11 protein-coding genes and 1 pseudogene are annotated in these 23,818 nt (G+C 62.8%); 7 read left to right on the top strand and 5 right to left on the bottom strand.

Annotated elements, in window-relative coordinates; all coding sequences use genetic code 11:
• Nucleotides 1–35: 35 nt before the first annotated feature.
• From G7007_RS16490 to G7007_RS16480, 3 genes and pseudogenes are all read left to right on the top strand, one after another.
• Nucleotides 36–13,076: pseudogene (locus tag G7007_RS16490) on the top strand (immunoglobulin-like domain-containing protein); the annotation flags it as partial.
• Between the two features lie 156 nt (nt 13,077–13,232).
• The gene (locus G7007_RS16485; RefSeq protein ID WP_181103343.1) at nt 13,233–13,574 is read left to right on the top strand and encodes a tryptophan synthase subunit beta; all 342 of its coding nucleotides are present in this window, start codon (nt 13,233–13,235) and stop codon (nt 13,572–13,574) included.
• Between the two features lie 145 nt (nt 13,575–13,719).
• Nucleotides 13,720–14,175: a YaiI/YqxD family protein gene (locus G7007_RS16480; protein ID WP_181103341.1), complete on the top strand. Its 456-nt coding sequence runs from the start codon at nt 13,720–13,722 to the stop codon at nt 14,173–14,175.
• Nucleotides 14,176–14,230: 55 nt separating this feature from the next.
• On the opposite strand, the gene elbB is transcribed toward G7007_RS16480, so the two are convergent.
• Both elbB and G7007_RS16470 read right to left on the bottom strand, forming a co-directional pair.
• A complete protein-coding gene (gene elbB, locus G7007_RS16475; protein WP_181103339.1) occupies nt 14,231–14,899 on the bottom strand; it encodes an isoprenoid biosynthesis glyoxalase ElbB in 669 nt (222 codons plus the stop codon).
• Between the two features lie 156 nt (nt 14,900–15,055).
• Nucleotides 15,056–15,685 (bottom strand): DedA family protein, encoded by a 630-nt coding sequence (locus G7007_RS16470; protein ID WP_181103337.1) that lies wholly within the window; start codon nt 15,683–15,685, stop codon nt 15,056–15,058.
• 206 nt (nt 15,686–15,891) lie between these two features.
• Here G7007_RS16470 and hemB point away from each other — a divergent pair, with 206 nt between their 5' ends.
• Both hemB and ppk1 read left to right on the top strand, forming a co-directional pair.
• On the top strand, nt 15,892–16,902 hold the full coding sequence (gene hemB / locus G7007_RS16465) for a porphobilinogen synthase (RefSeq protein ID WP_060395412.1): 1,011 nt from the start codon (nt 15,892–15,894) through the stop codon (nt 16,900–16,902).
• A 19-nt stretch (nt 16,903–16,921) separates the two neighbouring features.
• Nucleotides 16,922–19,150: a polyphosphate kinase 1 gene (ppk1, locus tag G7007_RS16460; RefSeq protein ID WP_181103335.1), complete on the top strand. Its 2,229-nt coding sequence runs from the start codon at nt 16,922–16,924 to the stop codon at nt 19,148–19,150.
• Here the strand turns inward: ppk1 and ppx are convergent.
• The gene (gene ppx / locus G7007_RS16455; protein WP_181103333.1) at nt 19,137–20,639 is read right to left on the bottom strand and encodes an exopolyphosphatase; all 1,503 of its coding nucleotides are present in this window, start codon (nt 20,637–20,639) and stop codon (nt 19,137–19,139) included. The two genes, ppk1 and ppx, sit on opposite strands and share 14 nt — an antisense overlap.
• Before the next feature lie 240 nt (nt 20,640–20,879).
• On the opposite strand from ppx, the gene trxA reads away from it, so the two are divergent.
• Together trxA and rho are read left to right on the top strand one after the other, a co-directional pair.
• Nucleotides 20,880–21,206 (top strand): thioredoxin TrxA, encoded by a 327-nt coding sequence (trxA, locus tag G7007_RS16450; protein ID WP_181103331.1) that lies wholly within the window; start codon nt 20,880–20,882, stop codon nt 21,204–21,206.
• Between the two features lie 240 nt (nt 21,207–21,446).
• Nucleotides 21,447–22,706 carry a transcription termination factor Rho gene (gene rho, locus G7007_RS16445; RefSeq protein WP_060395408.1) on the top strand — a complete coding sequence of 420 codons (1,260 nt, stop codon included), beginning with the start codon at nt 21,447–21,449 and terminating at the stop codon, nt 22,704–22,706.
• 73 nt (nt 22,707–22,779) lie between these two features.
• Here rho and G7007_RS16440 read toward each other — a convergent pair whose 3' ends face one another.
• Complete coding sequence (locus G7007_RS16440) at nt 22,780–23,169, bottom strand: tautomerase family protein (RefSeq protein WP_181103329.1); 390 nt, start codon at nt 23,167–23,169, stop codon at nt 22,780–22,782.
• A 2-nt stretch (nt 23,170–23,171) separates the two neighbouring features.
• Nucleotides 23,172–23,801: an FMN-binding negative transcriptional regulator gene (locus G7007_RS16435; protein ID WP_181103327.1), complete on the bottom strand. Its 630-nt coding sequence runs from the start codon at nt 23,799–23,801 to the stop codon at nt 23,172–23,174.
• Nucleotides 23,802–23,818: the final 17 nt, after the last annotated feature.

Raw genomic sequence — 23,818 nt, 5'->3', positions numbered from 1 at the left:
CCGCACCAGACAACATCTACGCCACCAATCCACCCGTGACCAACAGCATCACGGCCACCAACGGTGGTAACTACGAGAACCTGGTCACTGCCGGTACGCCAAGCACCACCGTCACTGACGGCCCAGGTACCAGCACCACGACGACCGTAGCGTTGACTGCTACGCCGACCGTGGCCGAGGGCGGTCAGATCATTTACACCGCGACCCTGACCAATGCCGCGCAAACACCGGTTACTGTCACCTTGAGCAATGGCTCGGCGATCACCATTGCAGCCGGCCAGACCGCCGGCAGCATTACGGTCGCAGCACCTGGCGATGACCCGTACATCGATGCGGGTTCGGTCAATGCGACCATCACCGGTGCTACTGGTGGCAACTTCGAGAACCTAGCAGTCAACGGCACCCCTGCGGTGACATCGGTTACCGACACCATCGATACCAGCACCGTAACGCTGACGGCGACCCCATCGGTCACCGAAGGTGGTGTGATTACCTACACCGCGAGCGTGACTGCACCCGTTACCGAAGCGCCGCTGGTCGTGACCCTGGCCAACGGCCAGACCATCACCATTCCGGTCGGCCAGTCGTCCGGCACCGTCGATGCGACTGCACCGGATAACATCTACGCCACCAACCCGCCTGTGACCAACAGCATCATGGCCACTAGCGGTGGCAACTACGAGAACCTGGTCACTGCCGGTACGCCAAGCACCACCGTGACCGATGGTCCAGGCACCAGCACCACGACGACTGTAGCGTTGACTGCCACGCCGACCGTGGCCGAGGGCGGCCAGATCGTCTACACCGCGACGTTGACCAACGCTGCCCAGACCCCGGTCACCGTGACGCTGAGCAACGGCTCGGTGATCACCATCGCCGCTGGCCAGACTGCCGGCAGCATCACGGTTGCGGCGCCTGGCGACGATCCGTACATCGATGCCGGTTCGGTCAATGCCACTATCATGGCCACGACCGGTGGCAACTTCGAGAACCTGGCCGTCGATGGTACGCCTGCGGTCACCACGGTCACTGACACCATCGATACCTCGACGGTGACGCTGACTGCCACGCCTTCGGTTGCCGAAGGTGGTGTGATCACCTATACCGCTAGCGTCACTGCGCCGGTGACTGAGTCTCCGTTGGTCGTAACTCTGGCCAATGGCCAAGCCATCACGATTCCGGTTGGCGCTAGTTCGGGCTCGGTGAACTTCACCGCGCCGGATAACGTGTACGCCACCAATCCGCCTGTGACCAATAGCATCACGGCTACCAACGGTGGCAATTACGAGAATCTGGTCACTGCCGGTACGCCGAGCACCACCGTGATTGATGGGCCTGGCACCAGCGCCACCACGACTGTTGCCCTGAGCGCGACGCCGACGGTTGCCGAAGGTGGTCAGATCGTCTACACCGCGACCCTGACCAATGCCGCGCAGACGCCGGTTAGCGTGACCTTGAGCAACGGCTCGGTGATCACCATCGCCGCAGGCCAGACCTCCGGTTCGGTGAACGTGGCTGCGCCTGGCGATGACCCCTACGTCGATGCCGGTTCGGTCAATGCGACCATTACCGGTGCTACTGGTGGCAACTTCGAAAACCTGGCAATCAATGGCACGCCAGCAGTGACTGCTGTCACTGACACTATCGACACTTCGACGGTGACTCTGACGGCGACGCCTTCGGTGACCGAAGGCGGGGTGATTACCTACACCGCCAGCGTGACTGCACCCGTTACCGAAGCGCCACTGGTCGTGACTTTGGCTAACGGCCAGACCATCACCATCCCAGTCGGCGCAAGTTCGGGTTCGGTGAACTTCACTGCCCCGGACAACGTGTACGCCACCAATCCGCCTGTGACCAACAGCATCACTGACGTCAGCGGCGGCAACTATGAGGAGCTGGTTGCTACCGGTACGCCAAGCACCACCGTCACTGACGGCCCGGGCACCAGTACGACAACGACCGTTGCCCTGAGCGCCACGCCAACCGTGGCCGAGGGTGGTCAGATCGTCTACACCGCGACGTTGACCAACGCTGCACAGACCCCGGTTAGCGTGACCCTGAGCAACGGCTCGGTGATCACCATCGCAGCCGGCCAGACTTTCGGTTCGGTGAACGTGGCTGCACCTGGCGATGACCCGTACATTGATGCAGGTTCGGTCAGCACGACCATCACCGGTGCTACCGGCGGCAACTTCGAGAACTTGGCAGTCAGCTCTATCCCGGCGGTGACCTCGGTTACCGATACCATCGATACCAGCACCGTAACGCTGACGGCCACGCCTTCGGTCACCGAAGGTGGTGTGATTACCTACACCGCGAGTGTGACTGCGCCGGTTACAGAAGCCCCGCTGGTTGTGACTCTGGCCAACGGCCAGACCATCACAATCCCAGTCGGCGCCAGCTCGGGCTCGGTGAACTTCACCGCGCCGGACAACGTATACGCCACCAATCCGCCTGTGACCAACAGCATCACTGACGTCAGCGGCGGCAACTATGAGGAGCTGGTTGCTACCGGTACGCCAAGCACTACCGTGACTGACGGTCCAGGTACCAGCACCACGACGACCGTGGCGTTGACTGCTATACCGACCGTGGCCGAAGGCGGCCAGATCGTCTACACCGCAACGCTGACCAATGCTGCGCAGACGCCAGTGAGCGTGACGCTGAGCAACGGCTCGGTGATCACCATCGCAGCCGGCCAGACTGCCGGCAGCATCACGGTTGCGGCACCTGGCGATGACCCGTACATCGACGCAGGTTCGATTAGCACGACCATCACCGGCGCCACCGGTGGCAACTTCGAAAACCTGGCCGTCAGCGGTACGCCAGCAGTCACTGCCGTCACTGACACCATCGACACCTCGACGGTCACTCTGACGGCCACTCCGTCGGTTACCGAAGGCGGCGTAATCACCTACACCGCTAGCGTCACTGCTCCGGTTACCGAGGCCCCGCTGGTTGTGACCCTGGCTAACGGCCAGATCATCACCCTCCCAGTCGGCGCCAGCTCGGGCTCGGTGAACTTCACCGCGCCGGACAATGTGTATGCCACCAATCCACCAGTGACCAACAGCATCACTGACGTCAGCGGCGGCAACTACGAGGAGCTGGTTGCTACCGGTACGCCAAGCACCACCGTGACTGACGGTCCAGGTACCAGCACCACGACGACCGTGGCGTTGACTGCTACACCGACCGTTGCCGAAGGTGGCCAGATCGTTTACACCGCGACGTTGACCAACGCTGCACAGACCCCGGTTAGCGTGACCTTGAGCAACGGCTCGGTGATCACCATCGCCGCAGGCCAGACCTCTGGTTCTGTGAACGTGGCTGCGCCTGGCGATGACCCGTACATCGACGCAGGTTCGGTCAGCACGACCATCACCGGTGCCACCGGTGGCAACTTCGAAAACCTGGCCGTCAGCGGCACGCCAGCAGTGACTAACGTTACCGATACCATCGACACTTCGACGGTGACGTTGACCGCGACGCCTTCGGTCACCGAAGGTGGTGTGATTACCTACACCGCGAGTGTGACTGCGCCGGTTACAGAAGCACCGCTGGTCGTGACCTTGGCCAACGGCCAGACCATCACGATCCCGGTCGGTGCCAGCTCGGCTTCGGTGGATTACACGGCTCCGAACAACGTCTACACCGATAATCCGGTCGTCACCACCAGCATCGTCGGTACTTCCGGCGGCAACTTCGAAAGCGTGGTGCCGGACAAAACGCCTGTCAGCACGACGGTCAACGACACCGTTGATACAGTCACTGTTTCCATTGTCAGCAACGGCAATGTCACTGAAGATCAGCAGCCGGCCTTTACCGTACGCGTGAACCAGGCGCTGGATCGTGACCTTACCGTCACCCTGAGCAATGGCGACAAGGTCGTCATCGCAGCAGGCAAGACTGAGGCGATCTATCGCATCGATGCCCAAGGCGACGACGTCTTCAAGGATGCTGGCTCGGTGACTGTCGGTGTCAAGGATGCGGCTGTCGACGGACGCACCTTCGAAGACCTGCAATTCAGCGGGCCTGCCACGGTGCAGATTGCCGATACCATCAGTGAAGTCGTGGCCACGCTCACCGCTGACAAGACCACCGTTACTGAAGGCGGCCAAGTCACCTATACCGTGACCTTGACCAATGCCCAAGGCCTGCCGGTCAGCGGCCACAACGGCCTGACCTTCACCTTGACCGACGGTACTGTGGTCAAGGTCCCGGCCGGTAGCACCTCTGGCACTGCGACCATCGTGGCGAATGACGACATGTACACCGGCGGCCAGGCCGACATCGTCAACAAGCTGGCCTCGGTCAGCGGCGGCGATAACTTCGAAAAACTGACCCTGGGCGATGAGACTCGTACCACGACCGTCACCGACGAGCCGGGCACGCCTGGCAACCCAGGTACTCCAGGCAGCAACAACGGTGGCGACCTGCTGACCGTCGGCATCACCGCCGACCAGACCAGCGTCAACGAGAACCAGCCGGCAACCTTCACCGTCACGATCAACCGTACGCTGGAGCGTGACCTGAACGTTACTCTCAGCAACGGCGATACCGTCACCGTGAAAGCAGGCGCAACTACGGCGACTTACACCCTGGCAGCGCAAGGTGATGACGTCTTCAAAGACGGCGAAACCGTGAAGCTGGGTGTGCAGGACGCAGTCGACGCTGGCGGCAAGGACTTCGAAAATCTGCAGCTGAGCAACACTCCGGCCACGCTGCAAATAACCGACACCACCAGCGAAGTTGTGGCGACGCTGACCGCCGACAAGACCACCGTCACCGAAGGCGGCCAGATCACCTACACCGTGACCCTGATCAGCAAGGACGGCCTGCCAGTCACTGGCCACAAGGGCATGACCTTCACCCTGGAAGGCGGCGGCGTCGTTACCATTGAGGCTGGCAAGGCAAGCGGTAGCTACGTGCTGACCACGGCCGACGACGTCTACGTCGGCGGGCAGGGCACCATCGTCAAGACCATCACCGGTATCACCGGTGGCAACGTCTTCGAAAAGCTGTCGACCTCCGGCTATGTCACTACCGATGTAACTGACGAGTCGGGTACCCCTGGCAACCCAGGTACTCCAGGCGGCAACAACGGTGGCGATTTGCTGACCGTCGGCATTACCGCCGACCAGACCAGCGTCAACGAGAACCAGCCGGCAACCTTTACCGTCACCCTCAACCGTACGCTGGAGCGTGACCTGAACGTCACCCTCAGCAACGGCGATACCGTCACCGTGAAAGCGGGCGCAACCACGGCGACCTACACCCTGGCAGCCCAAGGCGACGACGTCTTCAAAGACGGCGAGACTGTGAAGCTGGGCGTGCAGAGCGCGGTCGATGCTGGTGGTAAGGGCTTCGAGAACCTACAACTGAGCACCACCCCGGCCACGCTGCAGATCACCGATACGGTCAACGAAGTCGTCGCAACCCTGACCGCTGACAAGACCACCGTTACCGAAGGCGGTCAGATCACCTACACCGTGACCCTGATCAGCAAGGACGGCCTGCCAGTCACCGGCCACAAAGGCATGACCTTCACCCTGGAAGGCGGCGGTGTCGTCACCCTCGAAGCGGGCAAGGCGAGCGGCACTTATGTGCTGACTACGGCCGACGACGTGTACGCTGGCGGGCAGGGCACCATCGTCAAGTCCATCACCGGCATTACGGGCGGCAACGTCTTCGAGAAGCTGTCGACCTCGGGCAGTACATGCACCGTAGTCACCGATGAGGCCGGTACGCCAGGCAATCCAGGTGGCACCAGTACGCCAAATGGTGGCGACCTTGTCACTGTGGGAGTCACGGCAGACCAGACCAGCGTCAACGAGAATCAGCCGGCGACCTTCACCGTCAGCATCAACCGTACGCTGGAGCGTGACCTGAACGTCACCCTCAGCAATGGCGATACCGTTACCGTGAAAGCAGGCGCAACCACGGCGACCTATACTCTGGCAGCGCAAGGTGATGACGTCTTCAAAGACGGCGAAACCGTCAAACTGGGTGTACAGAGCGCTGTCGACGCTGGCGGCAAGGACTTCGAAAATCTGCAGCTGAGCAACACTCCGGCCACGCTGCAAATCACCGACACCACCAGCGAAGTCGTGGCGACACTGACGGCCGACAAGACCACCGTCACCGAAGGCGGCCAGGTCACTTACACCGTGACCCTGACCAATGCCCAAGGTCTACCGGTCGGCGGCCACAACGGCCTGACCTTCACCCTGACCGATGGCACCGTGGTCAAGGTCCCGGCCGGCAGCACCTCCGGCACCGCGACTATCGTGGTGAAAGACGACGCTTACGTTGGCGGCCAAGCCGACATCGTCAACAAGCTGGCCTCGGTCAGCGGCGGCGACAACTTCGAAAAACTCACGCTCGGCGATGAAACTCGCACCACGACCGTGAACGATGAGCCGGGCACACCTGGTAACCCAGGTACTCCGGGCAGCAACAACGGTGGCGACCTGCTGACCGTCGGCATCACCGCCGACCAGACCAGCGTCAACGAGAACCAGCCTGCAACCTTCACCGTCACCCTCAACCGTACGCTGGAGCGTGACCTGAACGTCACCCTCAGCAACGGCGATACCGTCACCGTGAAAGCGGGCGCAACCACGGCGACCTACACCCTGGCAGCCCAAGGCGACGACGTCTTCAAAGACGGCGAGACTGTGAAGCTGGGCGTGCAGAGCGCGGTCGATGCTGGTGGTAAGGGCTTCGAGAACCTACAACTGAGCACCACCCCGGCCACGCTGCAGATCACCGATACGGTCAACGAAGTCGTCGCAACCCTGACCGCTGACAAGACCACCGTTACCGAAGGCGGTCAGATCACCTACACCGTGACCCTGATCAGCAAGGACGGCCTGCCAGTCACCGGCCACAAGGGCATGACCTTCACCCTGGAAGGCGGCGGTGTCGTCACCCTCGAAGCGGGCAAGGCGAGCGGCACTTATGTGCTGACTACGGCCGACGACGTGTACGCTGGCGGGCAGGGAACCATCGTCAAGTCCATCACCGGCATTACGGGCGGCAACGTCTTCGAGAAGCTGTCGACCTCGGGCAGTACATGCACCATAGTCACCGATGAGGCCGGCACGCCAGGCAATCCTGGCAGTACCGGCACGCCAAACGGTGGCGATCTCGTTGCCGTGGGCATCACGGCCGATCAGCCATCGGTTACCGAAGACAAGGCCGCTACCTTCACGGTCACGATCAACCGCGCACTCGAACGCGACCTGAACGTTACCTTGACCAACGGCGGTGTCGTCACCGTCAAGGCAGGCGCGACGACAGCCACCTACACCCTGGCGGCCCAAGGCGACGACGTCTTCAAAGACGGTCAAACCGTTCAGCTAGGCGTGAAGTCTGCTGTCGATGCCGGTGGCAAAGACTTCGAGAACCTGCAGCTCAGCACCACCCCGGCATCGCTGCAGGTGCTCGATACCACCAACGAGGTCGTAGCGACCTTGACCGCTGACAAGACCACCGTCACCGAAGGCGGTCAGGTCACCTACACCGTGACCCTCAGCAATGCCCAAGGGCTGCCGGTGACAGGCCATGGTGGATTGACCTTCACCCTCAGCGACGGCAGCAAAGTCGTGATCGCCAGCGGTAACGCCAGCGGTAGCGTCGTTGTGGCTGCCAAGGACGACGTCTACACCGGTGGCCAAGCCGGCATCGTCAACAAGCTGGTCTCGGTCAGCGGTGGCGACACCTTCGAGAAGCTGACCCTGGGCGGCGAAACCCGCACAACGACCGTCACCGACGAGCCGGGCACCCCTGGCAACCCAGGCGGTACTGGCACCTCGAACGGTGGCGACCTGGTGACCGTCGGCATCACTGCCGACCAGACCAGCGTCAACGAGAACCAGCCGGCGACCTTCACCGTCACGGTCAACCGTGCGCTGGAGCGTGACCTGAGCGTCACCCTGACCAATGGCGCGGTGGTTACTGTGAAAGCAGGCGCGACGACCGCGACCTATACCCTGGCAGCGCAAGGCGACGACGTCTTCAAAGACGGCGAGATCGTGAAGCTGGGTGTACAGACCGCAGTCGACGCTGGTGGTAAAGGCTTCGAGAACCTGCAACTGAGCACCACACCGGCAACGTTGCAGGTCACCGACACCACCAGCGAAGTCGTGGCGACGCTGACGGCCGACAAGACGACCGTCACCGAAGGCGGTCAGGTCACCTACACGGTGACCCTGACCAATGCCCAAGGCCTGCCAGTGTCTGGTCACAACGGCCTGACCTTCACCCTTACCGACGGCACCGTGGTCAAGGTGCCAGCAGGCAGCACCACCGGCACCGCGACCCTCGTGGCCAAGGACGACGTCTACACCGGCGGCCAGGCCGACATCGTCAACAAGCTGGTCTCGGTCAGCGGTGGCGATACCTTCGAGAAGCTGACCCTGGGCGGCGAAACCCGCACAACGACCGTCACCGACGAGCCAGGCTCGGGCACGACAGGCGCCACCAACCAGGGCGACAAGGTATTGGTCACCATCACCAGCAATGGCGATGTGGACGAATCGCAGCCGCCGGCCTTCACCGTCAAGGTCAACCAGGTGCTGGATCGCGACCTCACCGTGACCCTGACCAATGGCGCCAGCGTCGTCATCGCTGCCGGCCAGACCCAGGTCCAGTACAAGGCGCCTATCCAGGGCGACGACGTCTTCAAGGACGCCGGTTCCCTGACCGTTGGCATCAAGGACGCCACGGTCACGGGCAAGGCCTTCGAGAATCTGCAACTGGGCGACGCGGCTACCGTGCAGATCAGCGATACGGTCAACGAAGTGATCGCGACCCTGACGGTCGACAAGACGTCGGTCATCGAAGGCAACACGTTCAATTACACCGTGACCCTGACCAACGCTCAGGGGCTGCCGGTCAGCGGCCACAATGGCTTGACCTTCACCCTGTCCGACGGCACCAAGGTGTCCCTGGCAGCAGGCAGCGCCACGGGTACCACTCAAGTCACCGCGCCAGACGACGTCTTCATCGGCGGCCATGCCACCATCGTCAACAAGCTGGTGACCGTGGCCGGTGGCGACATCTTCGAAAAATTGACGATGAGCCAGGACGAAGTCTTCACCTCGGTGAAGGACGAGACAGGCAGCGGCGCGACCGGCTCCACCAACCAGGGCGACAAGGTCGCGGTGACCATCGTCAGCAATGGCGACGTCACCGAAGCCGAACAGCCTTCGTTCACCGTCAAGGTCAGCCAGAAACTCGACCAGCCGCTTACCGTGACGCTGAGCAACGGTGCGCAGGTCGTGATCGACGCGGGCCAGACCCAGGCGATCTACAAGGCACCTATCCAGGGCGAGGACGTGTTCAAGGATGCCGGTGCGTTGACCCTGAGCGTCAAGGACGCGGCCGTGGTCGGCAAGTCGTTCGAGAACCTCGACATCAGCAGCAGCGCCACCGTGCAGATCGGCGACACGATCAACGAGGTCGTGGCGACCCTGACCGCCGACAAGACCACCGTCACCGAAGGTGGCCAAGTCACCTACACCGTGACGCTGACCAATGTCCAGGGCCTGCCTGTCGGCGGCCACAGTGGTCTGACCTTCACCCTCACCGACGGCACGCTGCTCAAGGTCGCTGCCGGCAGCACCACGGGCACCGTGACCATCGTCGCGAAGGACGATGCCTACGTGGGTGGCCAGGCGGACATCGTCAACAAGCTGGCCTCGGTCAGCGGCGGCGAGGTCTTCGAGAAACTCACCCTGGGCGGCGAAGTCCGCACCACTACCGTCACCGACGAGCCGGCCGGGCAGGGCGACCTGACCAGCCTGACCCTCAGCGGCGATACCTCGGTGGTCGAGGGTGGGACGGCGCACTACACGCTGAACCTGACCAACCCCTCGAAGAGCGAGGTCACGGTCACGCTGACGTACAGCGGCACGGCCACCAACGGCCAGGACTATACCGGTGTCACCACCGTGAAGATCCCGGCCAACGCCAGCAGTGTCGGTTTCGACATCAAGACCATCGACGACCAGCTGGTCGAAGGGGCGGAGAACTTCGTCGTCAAGGTCGCCAGTGCGACCGGGGGTGGCTTCGAGAACCTGGCGATCGACGCCAGCAAGTCCAGCATCACCACGACGATCATCGACAACGACAACGCACCGGTGTCCACCGGCGGCGCAGTCACCGGTGTCGAGGACACCGACTACGTCTTCACCTGGGACAACTTCAAGGTCACGGACGCCGATGGCAACACCGGCCTGAGCGTGAGCATCACCAAGCTGCCGGACCTGGGCGCGTTGAAGTTCTTCAACGGCACGGCCTGGGTGGACGTCACGCTGAACCAGACGGTCAGCCAGGCGGACATCGGCAAGGGCTACCTGAAGTTCGTGCCGCTGGCCAACCAGTCGGGCGTCGACGGCTATGGCGGTTCGGGTGTCGGCAACAAGCAGGCCGACTACGCGCAGGTCAAGTTCAAGCCGTTCGACGGGACCAACGTCGGCACCGAAGCGACGATGAAGATCGACATCGCCCCGGTGGCGGACAAGCCGACGCTGAGCATTGCCAGCAACAACGTCGCCTCGCTGGGCCTGACCAAGGAAACCTGGACCACCCTCAAGGGCCTTGGCAGCGACGGCAACGGCATCACTGGCGAAGCGCTCAAGACCGTGTTCGCCAACTCTGGCAGTGCCAGCCGCAGCGAAACCACGGCGAACGTGCAGTCCGACAGCAGCGTGACGGCCCAGACCGGTTCCAAAACGTCGGGCCTGATCTACCTGGAAGCCGGCAAGGTGTACGCCTTCAGCGGCGTGGCGGACGACAGCCTGTACATCACCATCGGTGGCAAGGGCGTGGTCAACGCGACCTGGGGTGGCGGTGGCAGCATCTCGGGTAGCTTCACGCCGACCACCAGCGGCTACTACCCGATCGAGGTGTACCACGCCAACCAGTCGGGTCCGGGCAGCTACGACGTGAACATCAAGGTCGGCAGCGGCGCGGTCACTGACCTGAGCCGTGCCAACATCCCGATGTACCAGAGCCTCAGCGACATGGCCGGTGCCGGGTTGACGCCGTCGGACGTGCACACCAACGCCAGCGGCCAGACGTACTACGACGGTTACAAGCTCAACGAAGGGCCGGAGAACGGCAGCGTCAAGCTGGTGGGCATCGGCAGTGCGCTGACCGATACCGATGGCTCCGAGAGCCTGAGCGTCAAGCTCAGCGGGATTCCGTCGGGCGCCGTGGTCAGCGACAACGCCGGGCACAGCGTCACGGTCGGTTCGGCTGCCGTGGACGTCACTGGCTGGAACCTGGCGAACCTGACCATCAAGCCACCGGCGTACTACTTCGGTCAGTTCGATGTGAAGGTGACGTCGATGTCCTCGGAGAGCGTTGGCGGCAGTACGGCCATCAACGAAGGCACCTTGAAGGTGACGGTCTATGCCGACACCTACACGGCAGCCAACCTGACCACCGGCAATGACAGCTACAAGGCCGGCAACGCTAACGACATCGTCGTCGCCGACCTGGCAGGCCTGCGTGTGGTGCCTGGCAAGAGCTACAACCTGGCGTTCGTCGTCGATACGTCGGGCAGCATGGCGCAATCGGGCGTGGACGCGGCGAAGACTTCGCTGGCGTCGGTGTTCAAGACCCTGGCCGACAGTGTGAAAGGTTCGATGTCCGGCACCGTGAATATCCTGCTCACCGACTTCGGCTCCCAGGTCAAGAGCAGCATCTCGGTACCGCTCAACGACGCTGGCCTGAAAACGCTGAACGATGCGCTGGCGGCCATGACATCGGGCGGTGGTACCAACTATGAGGATGCGTTCAAGACCACGGCCAACTGGTTCCAGAACCTGAAGAACGCTGGCAACACAGGCAATAATCAGACGTACTTCATCACCGATGGCAAGCCTACGTTCTACCAAGCCTATGAGCAGACCAACCCCGGTCTGAGCAATGGGGTCACCCTGGATGGCTTCCTCAGCTCGCACAACTACAAGCCGGGGGTTTCCATCGGCTGGACGGCGGTGGACTCGGACACGAGCGTTGCTGTGAGCAACGACATCCTGTACGTCTACCGGTACGGTAATACCTATACCTACGAGATCCACGCCGAAGGCAATGGTGGTTACGAGTTGTCAGGCCGGGCGGGTACGGGTTACTCCACTGACGACGCAACCTTGACCAACTCGCAGGACAGCTTCAAATTGCTCTCGGCACTGTCCAATGTCGAAGCCATCGGCCTGAACAGCAATATCAATGCCAATGACCTGAAGCCGTACGATTCGGACCAGACACCGCAGACCGACATCGACCCGAGCAAGTTGGCCGATGCCATCCTCAGCCACACCGAGCCGACGACCCCGGGCAACGACACGGTCAGCGGAGGTGACGGCAACGACATCCTGTTCGGTGACCTGGTGACCTTCAACGGCGTGAACGGCACGGGTGTCGAAGCGCTGCAGGGGTACGTCGCCGGCAAGCTGGGCGTCGACGCCAGCGGCGTGGATGCGCGGCTGATGCACAAGTACGTGTCCGAGCACTACAACGAGTTCGACGTTTCGCGCACCAACGATGGGGGTGACCTCCTCAACGGTGGCACCGGCAACGACATCCTGTTCGGCCAGGGCGGTGACGACAAGTTGTATGGCGGCAAGGGCAACGACATCCTGCTCGGCGGCAACGGCAACGACCTGCTGGACGGCGGCGAAGGCGACGACATCCTCATCGGCGGCAAGGGCAACGACACCCTGACCGGCGGCGCGGGCGCCGACACCTTCATCTGGAGAGCCGGTGACACGGGCAACGACGTGATCAAGGACTTCAAGGCCAGTGAAGGCGACCGTATCGACCTGCGTGATCTGTTGCAGGGCGAGAAGGCCAGCACCATCGACAACTTCCTGAAGATCACCACGGTCGATGGCAGTTCGACCTTGCAGGTCAGCAGCGAGGGCAAGCTCAACGCAGCGGGTGGCCTGGCCAATGCCGATGTGTCGATCAAGCTCGAAGGCGTCAACTGGTCGACCTCCAGCATCAACTCGCTGATCAGTGGTGCCGACCCGACCATCAAGATCGATAACAACTGATCCACGCCTTCGCGGCAGCCTCGACCGGCTGCCGCGAAGCGGAGGGTTTGCCTCTGGCCGTGCGCAGCGCATACTCGCGCCTCCAGCCGGCGCAGTGGGTGAACTTTGCCTATGCTGCGATCTACCAAGAAGCATCATCGTGATGAGGGAACGCCCATGTTCTACGTGCAACGCGACGCCGAAGGCCGGCTGCTGCGTGTGGAAGCCGCGCCATATGCCGAATCCACCGAGACGCTGCCGCCGGACCATGCCGAGATTCAGGACTGGTTCGCCGACGACGTCGTGGAGAACAGCCTCAAGCAGCTCAAGCAGAGCGATCTGGACATGATCCGCGTGCTGGAAGACCTGATCGAGGTACTGACCGCCAAGGGCGTCTTCAGCATCACCGACCTGCCACCGGGTGCGCAGGCCAAGCTGCTTAGCCGTTCGCACGCGCGCAGGGCCCTGGGGAGCCTGACCACCTTGATCAAGGAAGACGAAGAGGAAGGGCTGATCTGAGCAGTCGCTGGGCTCAGGACCCCTCACGCGCTTCGAACAGTGCAGCCTCGGCGCCACTGAGCCTCATCTTGTCCATGGTTTGAAGCAGGCTCTACCCTTGAGCCATACTGCTGCACCTCCCCTTCCTCAGGATGAATTCACGCCCATGCGCATCTGGATCGACGCCGACGCCTGCCCGAAAGCCGCCAAGGAACTGATCGTCAAGTTCGCGCTCAAGCGCAAGTTGGAGGTGGTGATGGTGGCCGGACAGCCTCAGGTCAAGCCGGCCTTGAGTTGCGTGCGCCTGATCGTCGTGCCCAGTGGCATGGACGCTGCCGACGACTACCTGGTCGACCATGCCCTGCCTGGTGAGCTGGTGATCTGCAGCGACGTGCCGCTGGCCGATCGACTGATCAAGAAAGGCGTCGCTGCCCTGGACCCGCGTGGACGTGAGTTCGACGAGCGCAACATGGGCGATCGCCTGGCCGTGCGCAACCTGTTCACCGAGTTGCGCGAGCAGGGCCAGGTCGGGGGAGGGCAAGCGCCCTATGGCGAACGGGAGAAGCAGGCGTTCGCCAATGCGCTGGACCGGATACTGACGCGTCTGCTACGCCAGGATTGATCACGGCCAGACGCGCTTCCGCGCCCGGCCTGTGTCAGCCGTCCTGCGTGCAGTGCTACCAGTCTTGCGCGTGAGTCAGTTCCAGCACCCGATCGACCAGCTTGTAGATGCCACTGGCCGCCTCACTGATCGACTCAGCCAGCATGTAGGCCGGGGTAGTGACCAGTTTGCGCTCCGTGTCCTCGACGATGTCGTGCACATCGCAGTCCTGGTGCCTGGCGCCCATCTGCTGGACGGCAGCGCTGGTCTGGGCATCGTTGCCGATCGTGCAGAGCACGCCCTCGCCATAGATCTTCGCCGCAAAGGCCGGCGAAATGCACATCAAGCCCACGGGTTTGCCCTGTTCGGCGAAGGCTTTGATGAAGGCCAGCACGTCGGCTTGCACGCTGCAGTCGGCGCCGTGTTCGGCGAAATCGGACAGGTTCTTGGCGGCCCCGAACCCGCCTGGCACGATCAACCCGTCGAAGTCCTCGGCCCTGGCCTGGCGCACGTCCTTGACCTGCCCACGCGCAATGCGTGCCGACTCTACCAGCACGTTGCGGGTGTCAGGCGCTTCCTCGCCCGTCAGGTGGTTGATCACGTGCTTCTGGTCGATGTCGGGCGCGAAGCATTGCACCTGCGCGCCACGCTGATCGAGGCGCAGCAGGGTGATCACGCTTTCATGAATCTCGGCACCGTCGTAGACGCCACAACCTGACAGGACTACCGCAATCTTCTTGTGCATGCTCGTTTCTCCAAGGTCGAGGCATCGATGACGGTAGTGTGGCAGATACGCGCGGTGAAAACAGCGCGCTGTGCGTCGGCCGGCGCAGCCTGGAAGGGCGCGCCGCGCCAATGCCAGAGCTACGCGCAGGCAATGACGCGATGGGGCGACGCAGGCTCAGGGTTGCCGGTCGGAAGACGTCTTCTCAGGGGCTGCCTGTGCGGCCGCCTTGGCATCGGCCGTGGCCTTGCGTTCGGCGCGCACGGTACGGAAACGTCGGCGTATCCAGAGCAGGATGCCCACCAGCAGCAAGCCGCCCAAGACCCACAGCTCGTACTTCTTCACACTGCCCAGCAGGCCTTCGAGCACGGCGCCGAAGTGGTAGGCCGCAGCACCGAGGGCGATGGCCCAGACGGCCGCGCCGATTCCGTTGAGCAGCAGGTAGCGACGGGGAGGGTAGCCCGACAGGCCGATGGCCACGGGCATGACGGTGCGCAGGCCGTAGACGAAGCGGAAGCTCAACACCCAGATGTCCGGGTGGCGCCGGATGTGTTCCAGCGCTCGATCGCCGGCAGCCTGCCAGCTCGGCTTGCGCGCCAGCAGGCTACGGCCACGGCTACGCCCGAGGAAATACCACAGCTGGTCGCCGGCATAGCTGCCGAAGAAGGCCGTCAGCACCACCAGGTTGATGTCCATGTAGCCGCGGAACGCAAGGAAGCCTGCGAGGACCAAGATGGTCTCGCCTTCGAAGAACGTGCCGAGGAACAAGGCAAAATAGCCAAAATCCTGTAGGAATTGTTGAAGCATGGCATCGGTGCTGGCGAAATGAACGCGCAGCCTACCCCTTCGCAGGCATTCATGAAAGTGTCCAAATGTGTCTCGACGTGAACGACTTCCGTGGGACAATCCCTGCGTCCATGGGTCGCAAGGTTGATCAGATCTGTAACGCAGGCGTCATAATGGACGCCTATAACTGTCGCGCTAGCCCGCCTGCGCGGGCTCAGGAGTTTGCCGTGAGCTTTACCCCCGCCAACCGTCTGTTCCCTGCCACTCGCCTGCGTCGCAATCGCCGGGACGACTTTTCCCGTCGTTTGATGCGCGAGAACGTACTGACGGTCGATGACCTGATCCTGCCGGTATTCGTGCTGGATGGCGAAGGCCGCCGTGAAGACATCGCCTCCATGCCGGGCGTCGAGCGCCTGTCGATCGACCTGCTGCTCGAAGCGGCCGAAGAATGGGTCGCGTTGGGTATCCCCGCGCTGGCGCTGTTCCCGGTCACCCCACTGGAGAAGAAGACGCTCGACGGCGCCGAAGCCTGGAACCCTGACGGTATCGCCCAGCGCGCCACTCGTGCCCTGCGCGCCCGGTTCCCGGAGCTGGGCGTGATCACTGACGTCGCGCTCGACCCCTTCACCACGCACGGCCAGGACGGCATCCTCGACGACGAGGGCTATGTGCAGAACGACATCACCGTCGATGCGCTGGTACGCCAGGCCTTGTCCCATGCCGATGCTGGCGCGCAAATGGTCGCGCCCTCGGACATGATGGACGGTCGCCTGCAGGCCATTCGCGAAGCGCTGGAGCTGGCCGGGCACGTGAACGTGCGCATCATGGCCTATTCGGCCAAATACGCCAGCGCCTACTATGGCCCCTTCCGCGATGCGGTGGGTTCGGCCGCCAACCTGGGCAAGGCCAACAAGGCGTCGTACCAGATGGACCCGGCCAACAGCGACGAAGCCCTGCACGAGGTCGCGACCGACCTGGCCGAAGGTGCCGACATGGTCATGGTCAAGCCGGGCATGCCGTACCTGGACATCGTCCATCGGGTCAAGACCGAGTTCCGCGTGCCCGTGTTCGCCTACCAGGTCAGCGGTGAATACGCCATGCACATGGCCGCCATCCAGAATGGCTGGCTGAGCGAGGCGGTCATTCTCGAGTCCCTGACCGCTTTCAAGCGGGCCGGTGCCGATGGCATCCTCACCTACTTCGCCGTGCGTGCCGCTCAACTGTTGAAAGGGCAGTAACGCCCTCCAGGAACGACTGATGAATAACGAAGTGCCGACACCGTTCGACCCCAAGGAAGCCCGCGCAGTGCCCACCGAGCTGGTGGAGACACCTCCGGACCTGCCCGCTTCCGAAGCCTTCCAGGAAGTTGCGGCGCCGGCCCCGGCTCCTGCGCCGGCCATCGCCATTCCGGGGCTGGACGACAGCAGTCTGTACATTCATCGTGAGCTGTCGCAGCTGCAGTTCAACATCCGCGTGCTCGAGCAGGCGCTGGATGAGTCGTACCCGCTGCTGGAGCGCCTGAAGTTTCTGCTGATCTTTTCCAGCAACCTGGACGAGTTCTTCGAGATCCGCGTCGCCGGCCTGAAGAAACAGATCGCCTTCGCCCGCGAGCAGGCCGGCGCCGACGGTCTGCAACCCCATCAGGCCATGGCGCGGATTAGCGAACTGGTGCATTTGGAGGTCGATCGACAGTACGCGATCCTCAACGACGTGCTGTTGCCCGAGCTGGAAAAGCATCAGATCCGCTTCATTCGCCGACGCTACTGGACACCCAAGCTCAAGACCTGGGTGCGCCGCTATTTCCGCGACGAGATTGCGCCGATCATTACCCCGATCGGTCTCGACCCGACGCACCCTTTCCCGTTGCTGGTCAACAAGAGCCTGAACTTCATCGTCGAGCTCGAGGGCGTCGACGCCTTCGGCCGCGACTCGGGCCTGGCCATCATCCCGGCGCCTCGGCTGCTGCCGCGCGTCATCCGTGTGCCGGAAGAGGTCGGTGGACCGGGTGCCAACCATGTGTTCCTGTCGTCGATGATCCATGCGCACGCCGACGACCTGTTCCAGGGCATGAAGGTCAAGGGCTGCTACCAGTTCCGGCTGACCCGCAACGCCGACCTGGCATTGGACTCCGAGGACGTCGAGGACCTGGCGCGTGCCTTGCGCGGCGAGCTGTTCTCGCGTCGTTACGGCGATGCGGTACGGCTCGAGGTCGCCGACACCTGTCCCAAGCACTTGTCCGACTACCTGCTCAAGCAATTCAACTTGAGCGAGAGCGAGCTGTATCAGGTCAACGGCCCGGTCAACCTCACGCGGTTGTTCAGCATCACGGGCCTGGACAGTCACCCGGAGCTGCAGTACACCCCCTTCACGCCGGCCATTCCGAAGCTGTTGCAGAACGCCGACAACATCTTCAGCGTCATCGGCAAGCAAGACGTGCTGTTGATGCACCCCTTCGAGTCCTTCACGCCTGTGGTCGACCTGTTGCGCCAGGCCGCCAAGGACCCCCACGTGCTGGCGGTGCGCCAGACCCTGTACCGCAGCGGCGCCAACTCGGAAATCGTCGATGCGCTGGTCGACGCGGCGCGTAATGGCAAGGAGGTGACCGCGGTCATCGAACTGCGCGCGCGTTTCGACGAGGAGTCCAACCTGCAGATGGCCAGCCGTCTGCAGGCGGCGGGTGCGGTGGTGATCTATGGCGTGGTCGGATTCAAGACGCACGCCAAGATGATGCTGATCCTGCGCCGCGAGGCGGGCGACATCGTGCGCTACGCCCACTTGGGCACCGGCAACTACCACGCTGGCAACGCACGGCTCTACACCGACTACAGCCTGCTGACGTCCGACGATGCACTGTGCGAGGACGTGGGCAAGCTGTTCAGCCAGCTGATCGGCATGGGCAAGACCTTGCGCATGAAGAAACTGATGCATGCGCCGTTCACCCTGAAGAAGGGCATGCTCGACATGATCGCCCGCGAGACCCAGTTCGCGGTGGACGGCAAGCCGGCGCACATCATCGCCAAATTCAACTCGCTGACCGATGCCAAGATCATCCGTGCCTTGTACAAGGCCAGCCAGGCGGGTGTGCGCATCGACCTGGTGGTGCGCGGCATGTGCTGCCTGCGACCGGGCATCCCAGGGGTGTCGCACAACATCCAGGTGCGCTCGATCGTCGGTCGCTTCCTGGAGCACACGCGGGTGTTCTATTTCCTCAATGGCGGCGAGGAGCAGATGTTCCTCTCCAGCGCCGACTGGATGGAACGTAACCTCGACAAGCGCGTGGAGACCTGCTTCCCGGTCGAAGGCAAGAAGCTGATCATGCGCGTCAAGAAGGAGCTGGACAGCTACCTGACCGACAACACCCACGCCTGGATCCTGCAGCCCGATGGGCGCTACGTGCGCAGCACGCCCACCGGCAACCAGAACCCGCGCAATGCCCAGGCCACCCTGCTCGAGCGCCTGAGCAACCCGGTGCTCAGCGTACGCTGAGGACGAAACCGACCCGGGCCAGCCACTGCGCCTCGTTGGCGAAGTCGGCCTGGGTCAGCTGGTTCTGCTCCAGCCAGCCCTCCGGGAACACCACCTCCAGCCGGTCATGCCCTGGATGCAGTTCGACCTTGGGCATCTGCTGGGTGCCACGGATGTGGTGGAAGAGGATGGCGAAGCGCAGCAGCACGCACAGGCGGATCAAGGTCTCGCCTTCCTCGCCGAACTCCGCGAAGCGGTCCTTGGGGATGTTGCGCCGATGGCCGCGCACCAGCAGCGCCAGCATCTGCTGGTCCTCGCGCGAGAAACCGGCCAGGTCGGAGTGCTCGATCAGGTAGGCGCCGTGTTTGTGGTAGTGGTAGTGCGCGATGTCCAGCCCGATCTCGTGCACCTTGGCCGCCCAGCTCAGCAGGTCGCGCCAGTTGCCTTCCTCCAGGCCCCAGGCGGCAGCCACCTGGTCGAAGGCATGCAAGGCCTTGCGCTCGACGCGCTCGGCTTGCTGTCGATCGGCGTGGTAGCGCTCCATCAGCGAGCTGAGGGTACGCTCGCGCACGTCCTCGTGGTGATGGCGGCCCAGCAGGTCGTACAGCACGCCTTCACGCAGCGCACCGTCGCAGTGGGTCATCTGCTGCAGCTCCAGCGCATCGAAGATGGCTTCGAGGATCGCCAGCCCGGCCGGGAAGATGGCGCGACGGTCCGGCTTGACCCCGTCGAAGTCGATCTTGTCGGTTTCGCCGAGCTTGAACAGCTTGCGCTTGAGCCAGGCCAGGCCCGCTGCGTTGACCTCGCCAGACCCTTGACCGCCGGCCTTGATGGCCGCGCCGATGGCACGGATGGTGCCGGACGACCCGATGGCTTCGTCCCAGCCCAGCCGGTGCAGGCCATGCTCGATGCTCATCAGTTCCAGGCGCGCGGCCGTGTAGGCTTGGGCGTAACGCGCCGGGGTGATCTTGCCATCGCGGAAGTAACGCTGCGTGAAGCTCACACAGCCCATCTGCAGGCTTTCGCGCAGCAAGGGTTCGAACCGCTGGCCGATGATGAACTCGGTGCTGCCGCCGCCGATGTCGGCGACCAGGCGCTTGCCGGGGGTATCGGCGAGGGTATGCGACACGCCCAGGTAGATCAGCCGCGCTTCTTCGCGGCCGGAGATCACTTCCACGGGATGGCCGAGGATGGCCTCGGCGCGGTGGATGAACTCGGCCCGGTTGCGGGCCTCGCGCAAGGCGTTGGTGCCGACGATCCTGACGGCGCCGTCGGGCAGGCCGTTGATCAGTTGGGCGAACCGCTTGAGGCAGTCCAGGCCGCGCTGCATGGCTTCTTCGCTGAGCAGGCGATCCTCGCCGATGCCGGCGGCCAGCTGAACCTTCTCGCCCTGTCGCTCGAGAATGCGGATCTCGGTGAGGTGGGCCTTGGCCACGACCATGTGGAAGCTGTTGGAGCCAAGGTCGATGGCGGCGATCAGGGACAGGTTCTTCGCTTTGGTATGCGGCATGATCTCGAGGTTCTCGGTCGATTACCTGGCAATCGTGCCACGATCCACGGCGCGCGCCAACGCGCGGCGTGATCTGCGTTGAGGGGAGGCAGCGACATGGCACCCGATGAGCCTGCACGAGGAGGCCGATTGAAACGCTCAAGCGTTGCCATAGTGACAGCCAATCGCCCGCAGCTTCCTGTAGCGCGCCGGTGCGGCTATGATGGGTCATGTTTTCTTGCCTATGATATGGAGCTATCCATGAGCGATCTGATCAAACACGTCACCGATGCCACCTTCGAAGCTGAAGTGCTGAAGGCCGAAGGTCCGGTACTGGTCGACTACTGGGCCGAATGGTGCGGCCCCTGCAAGATGATCGCTCCCGTGCTGGACGACATCGCCTCCACCTACGAAGGCAAGCTGACCGTCGCCAAGCTGAACATCGACGAAAACCAGGAAACCCCGGCCAAGCACGGCGTGCGTGGCATCCCGACCCTGATGCTGTTCAAGAACGGCAACGTCGAGGCCACCAAGGTGGGTGCACTGTCCAAGTCGCAGCTGGCAGCGTTCCTCGACGCCAACCTGTAAGGCTGGCACGAGCGACGAAAAAGCCCCGGATTTCCGGGGCTTTTCTTTTGCAAATCACTAGACGTCGAAAAAAGCAAGTGATACATTCGGCCTCGCACTGTTTCTCCAGTGCCCTCTGCACGCCGTCGCCGATGCACCCCCAATTCGAATCAGTACGCGATCCTGTCGCCTTCTTGCGGCGCGGCTTCATTAAGCCAGAAGCTTAATCCTCCCTTCTTACATGATTACGTCACTCCCCTTATGAACCTGACTGAACTCAAGCAAAAGCCGATTACCGACCTGCTGGAAATGGCCGAACAGATGGGCATCGAAAACATGGCCCGTTCGCGCAAGCAGGACGTGATTTTTTCCCTGCTGAAAAAACACGCGAAGAGCGGCGAAGAGATCTCGGGTGACGGCGTGCTGGAGATTCTCCAGGATGGTTTCGGTTTCCTGCGTTCCGCCGATGCGTCGTACCTGGCCGGCCCGGACGACATCTATGTCTCGCCCAGCCAGATCCGCCGTTTCAACCTGCGCACCGGCGACACCATCGTGGGCAAGATCCGCCCACCGAAAGAAGGCGAGCGCTACTTCGCGCTGCTGAAGGTCGACACCATCAACTTCGACCGCCCGGAAAACGCCAAGAACAAGATCCTGTTCGAGAACCTGACCCCACTGTTCCCGAACCAGCGCCTGAAGATGGAAGCCGGCAACGGCTCCACCGAAGACCTCACCGGCCGCGTGATCGACCTGTGCGCGCCGATCGGCAAGGGCCAGCGTGGCCTGATCGTCGCCCCGCCGAAGGCGGGCAAGACCATCATGCTGCAGAACATCGCTGCCAACATCACGCGCAACAACCCCGAGTGCCACCTGATCGTTCTGCTGATCGACGAGCGCCCGGAAGAAGTGACCGAGATGCAGCGTACCGTTCGTGGCGAAGTGGTCGCCTCCACCTTCGATGAGCCGCCGACCCGTCACGTGCAGGTCGCCGAGATGGTGATCGAGAAGGCCAAGCGCCTGGTCGAGCACAAGAAGGACGTGGTCATCCTGCTCGACTCCATCACCCGTCTGGCCCGTGCCTACAACACCGTCATCCCGAGCTCGGGCAAGGTGCTGACCGGTGGTGTGGACGCCCATGCCCTGGAGAAGCCCAAGCGTTTCTTCGGCGCCGCGCGTAACATCGAGGAAGGCGGCTCGCTGACCATCATCGCCACCGCGCTGGTCGAGACCGGCTCGAAGATGGACGAAGTGATCTACGAGGAATTCAAGGGCACCGGCAACATGGAGCTGCCGCTGGATCGCCGCATCGCCGAGAAGCGTGTGTTCCCGGCCATCAACATCAATCGCTCCGGTACCCGTCGCGAAGAGCTGTTGACTGCAGACGACGAACTGCAGCGCATGTGGATCCTGCGCAAGCTGCTGCACCCGATGGACGAGATCGCTGCCGTCGAGTTCCTGGTCGACAAGCTCAAGCAGACCAAGACCAACGACGAGTTCTTCTTGTCGATGAAGCGCAAGTAACAAGCGCTTCGCACAGAAACGGCGCCTTCGGGCGCCGTTTCTGTTTGCCGCTCCAGCCAGGGTCGTCTCGAGACTAGATGTCGATGGCATACCCGAAGTCGATCTCGCAGGCGGGTATGCCGCCGCGCATGCCCCAGTTCTCACCCTCACGCTCGTCGAGCAGGATCAGCACCGCCTCCATCGGCAGGTGAAGCTGCTCCGACAACGCCTGGCTGAGGGCCTGGTACAACCGACGCTTGGTTTCCAGGGTGCGCCCTTTGAAGACGGTGATCTCGACCTGAATGAAGGCCTCGCAGTCCCCTGGGCTGCGAAAGTCCTGAGGGGCGTAGGTGTGATAACGCGCTTGCAGCTCCTCGTCGCTCACCTTGAAGACGTGTCGCAGGCAACGGTAAACCGTCTCGATGACCGCCTGACGTGTTTCAGGCGTTCGCTGTACGGGGTCTTCTATACGCACGATGGGCATGGTCAGGCCTCAATGGGATGCAAGGGGGCAGGGGTCAGCAGGTCGGCCAGCAAGTCATGGTGCCTGTCGAGGCCTTGGGACAGCAGATGGTTCAGCGCAGCCAAAGCGTCGGGCGCGGTCTTGTCCTGGGACAGCTTGAAGCGCCCCTCCACGCAAAGCGGGTGAATGCTCAGGCCGAGGATATGGGGCAGGTTCTTCAGCACCCTGGGATCGGCAGGATCGACGTGGTAGCTCCGCTCGCTGGTTGCCAGTCGCTGCGCTGTCTGTTTCAGGATCTCGAGGTTCTGGTGGGCGTTCTCGGACACGCGGACGGTGGCCTGCATGTGCACGGCGAGGTAATTCCAGGTCGGTAGCTGCGAGGAGACATACGCCTCAGGCGGGATGTAGGCAGACGGCCCCATGAAGATGATCTGGCAATGGACTTCGTCCTGTCCACGAAACTGGGGGTTGCCCCCGTCCACATGACCGAACAGCGAACCGTCCGCCTGGCGCAGCAGGGGAATGTGGCTGGAACAGAAACGTCCCTCTGCGTGCGAGGTGAGAATCGCCAAGGGGAAAGCGTCGATGAAGCGATCGATCAGTTCAGGTGAGGTGGCGCGGTACTGCGAATAATGAAAGGGACAGGCGCTCATGGTGGACTCTCAGGCAG

Source organism: Pseudomonas entomophila (assembly GCF_013523125.1).
Classification (GTDB): domain Bacteria; phylum Pseudomonadota; class Gammaproteobacteria; order Pseudomonadales; family Pseudomonadaceae; genus Aquipseudomonas; species Aquipseudomonas entomophila_B.
The sequence above is the reverse complement of the archived record's forward strand: the minus strand, read 5'-3'. Positions and strand labels throughout refer to the sequence as shown.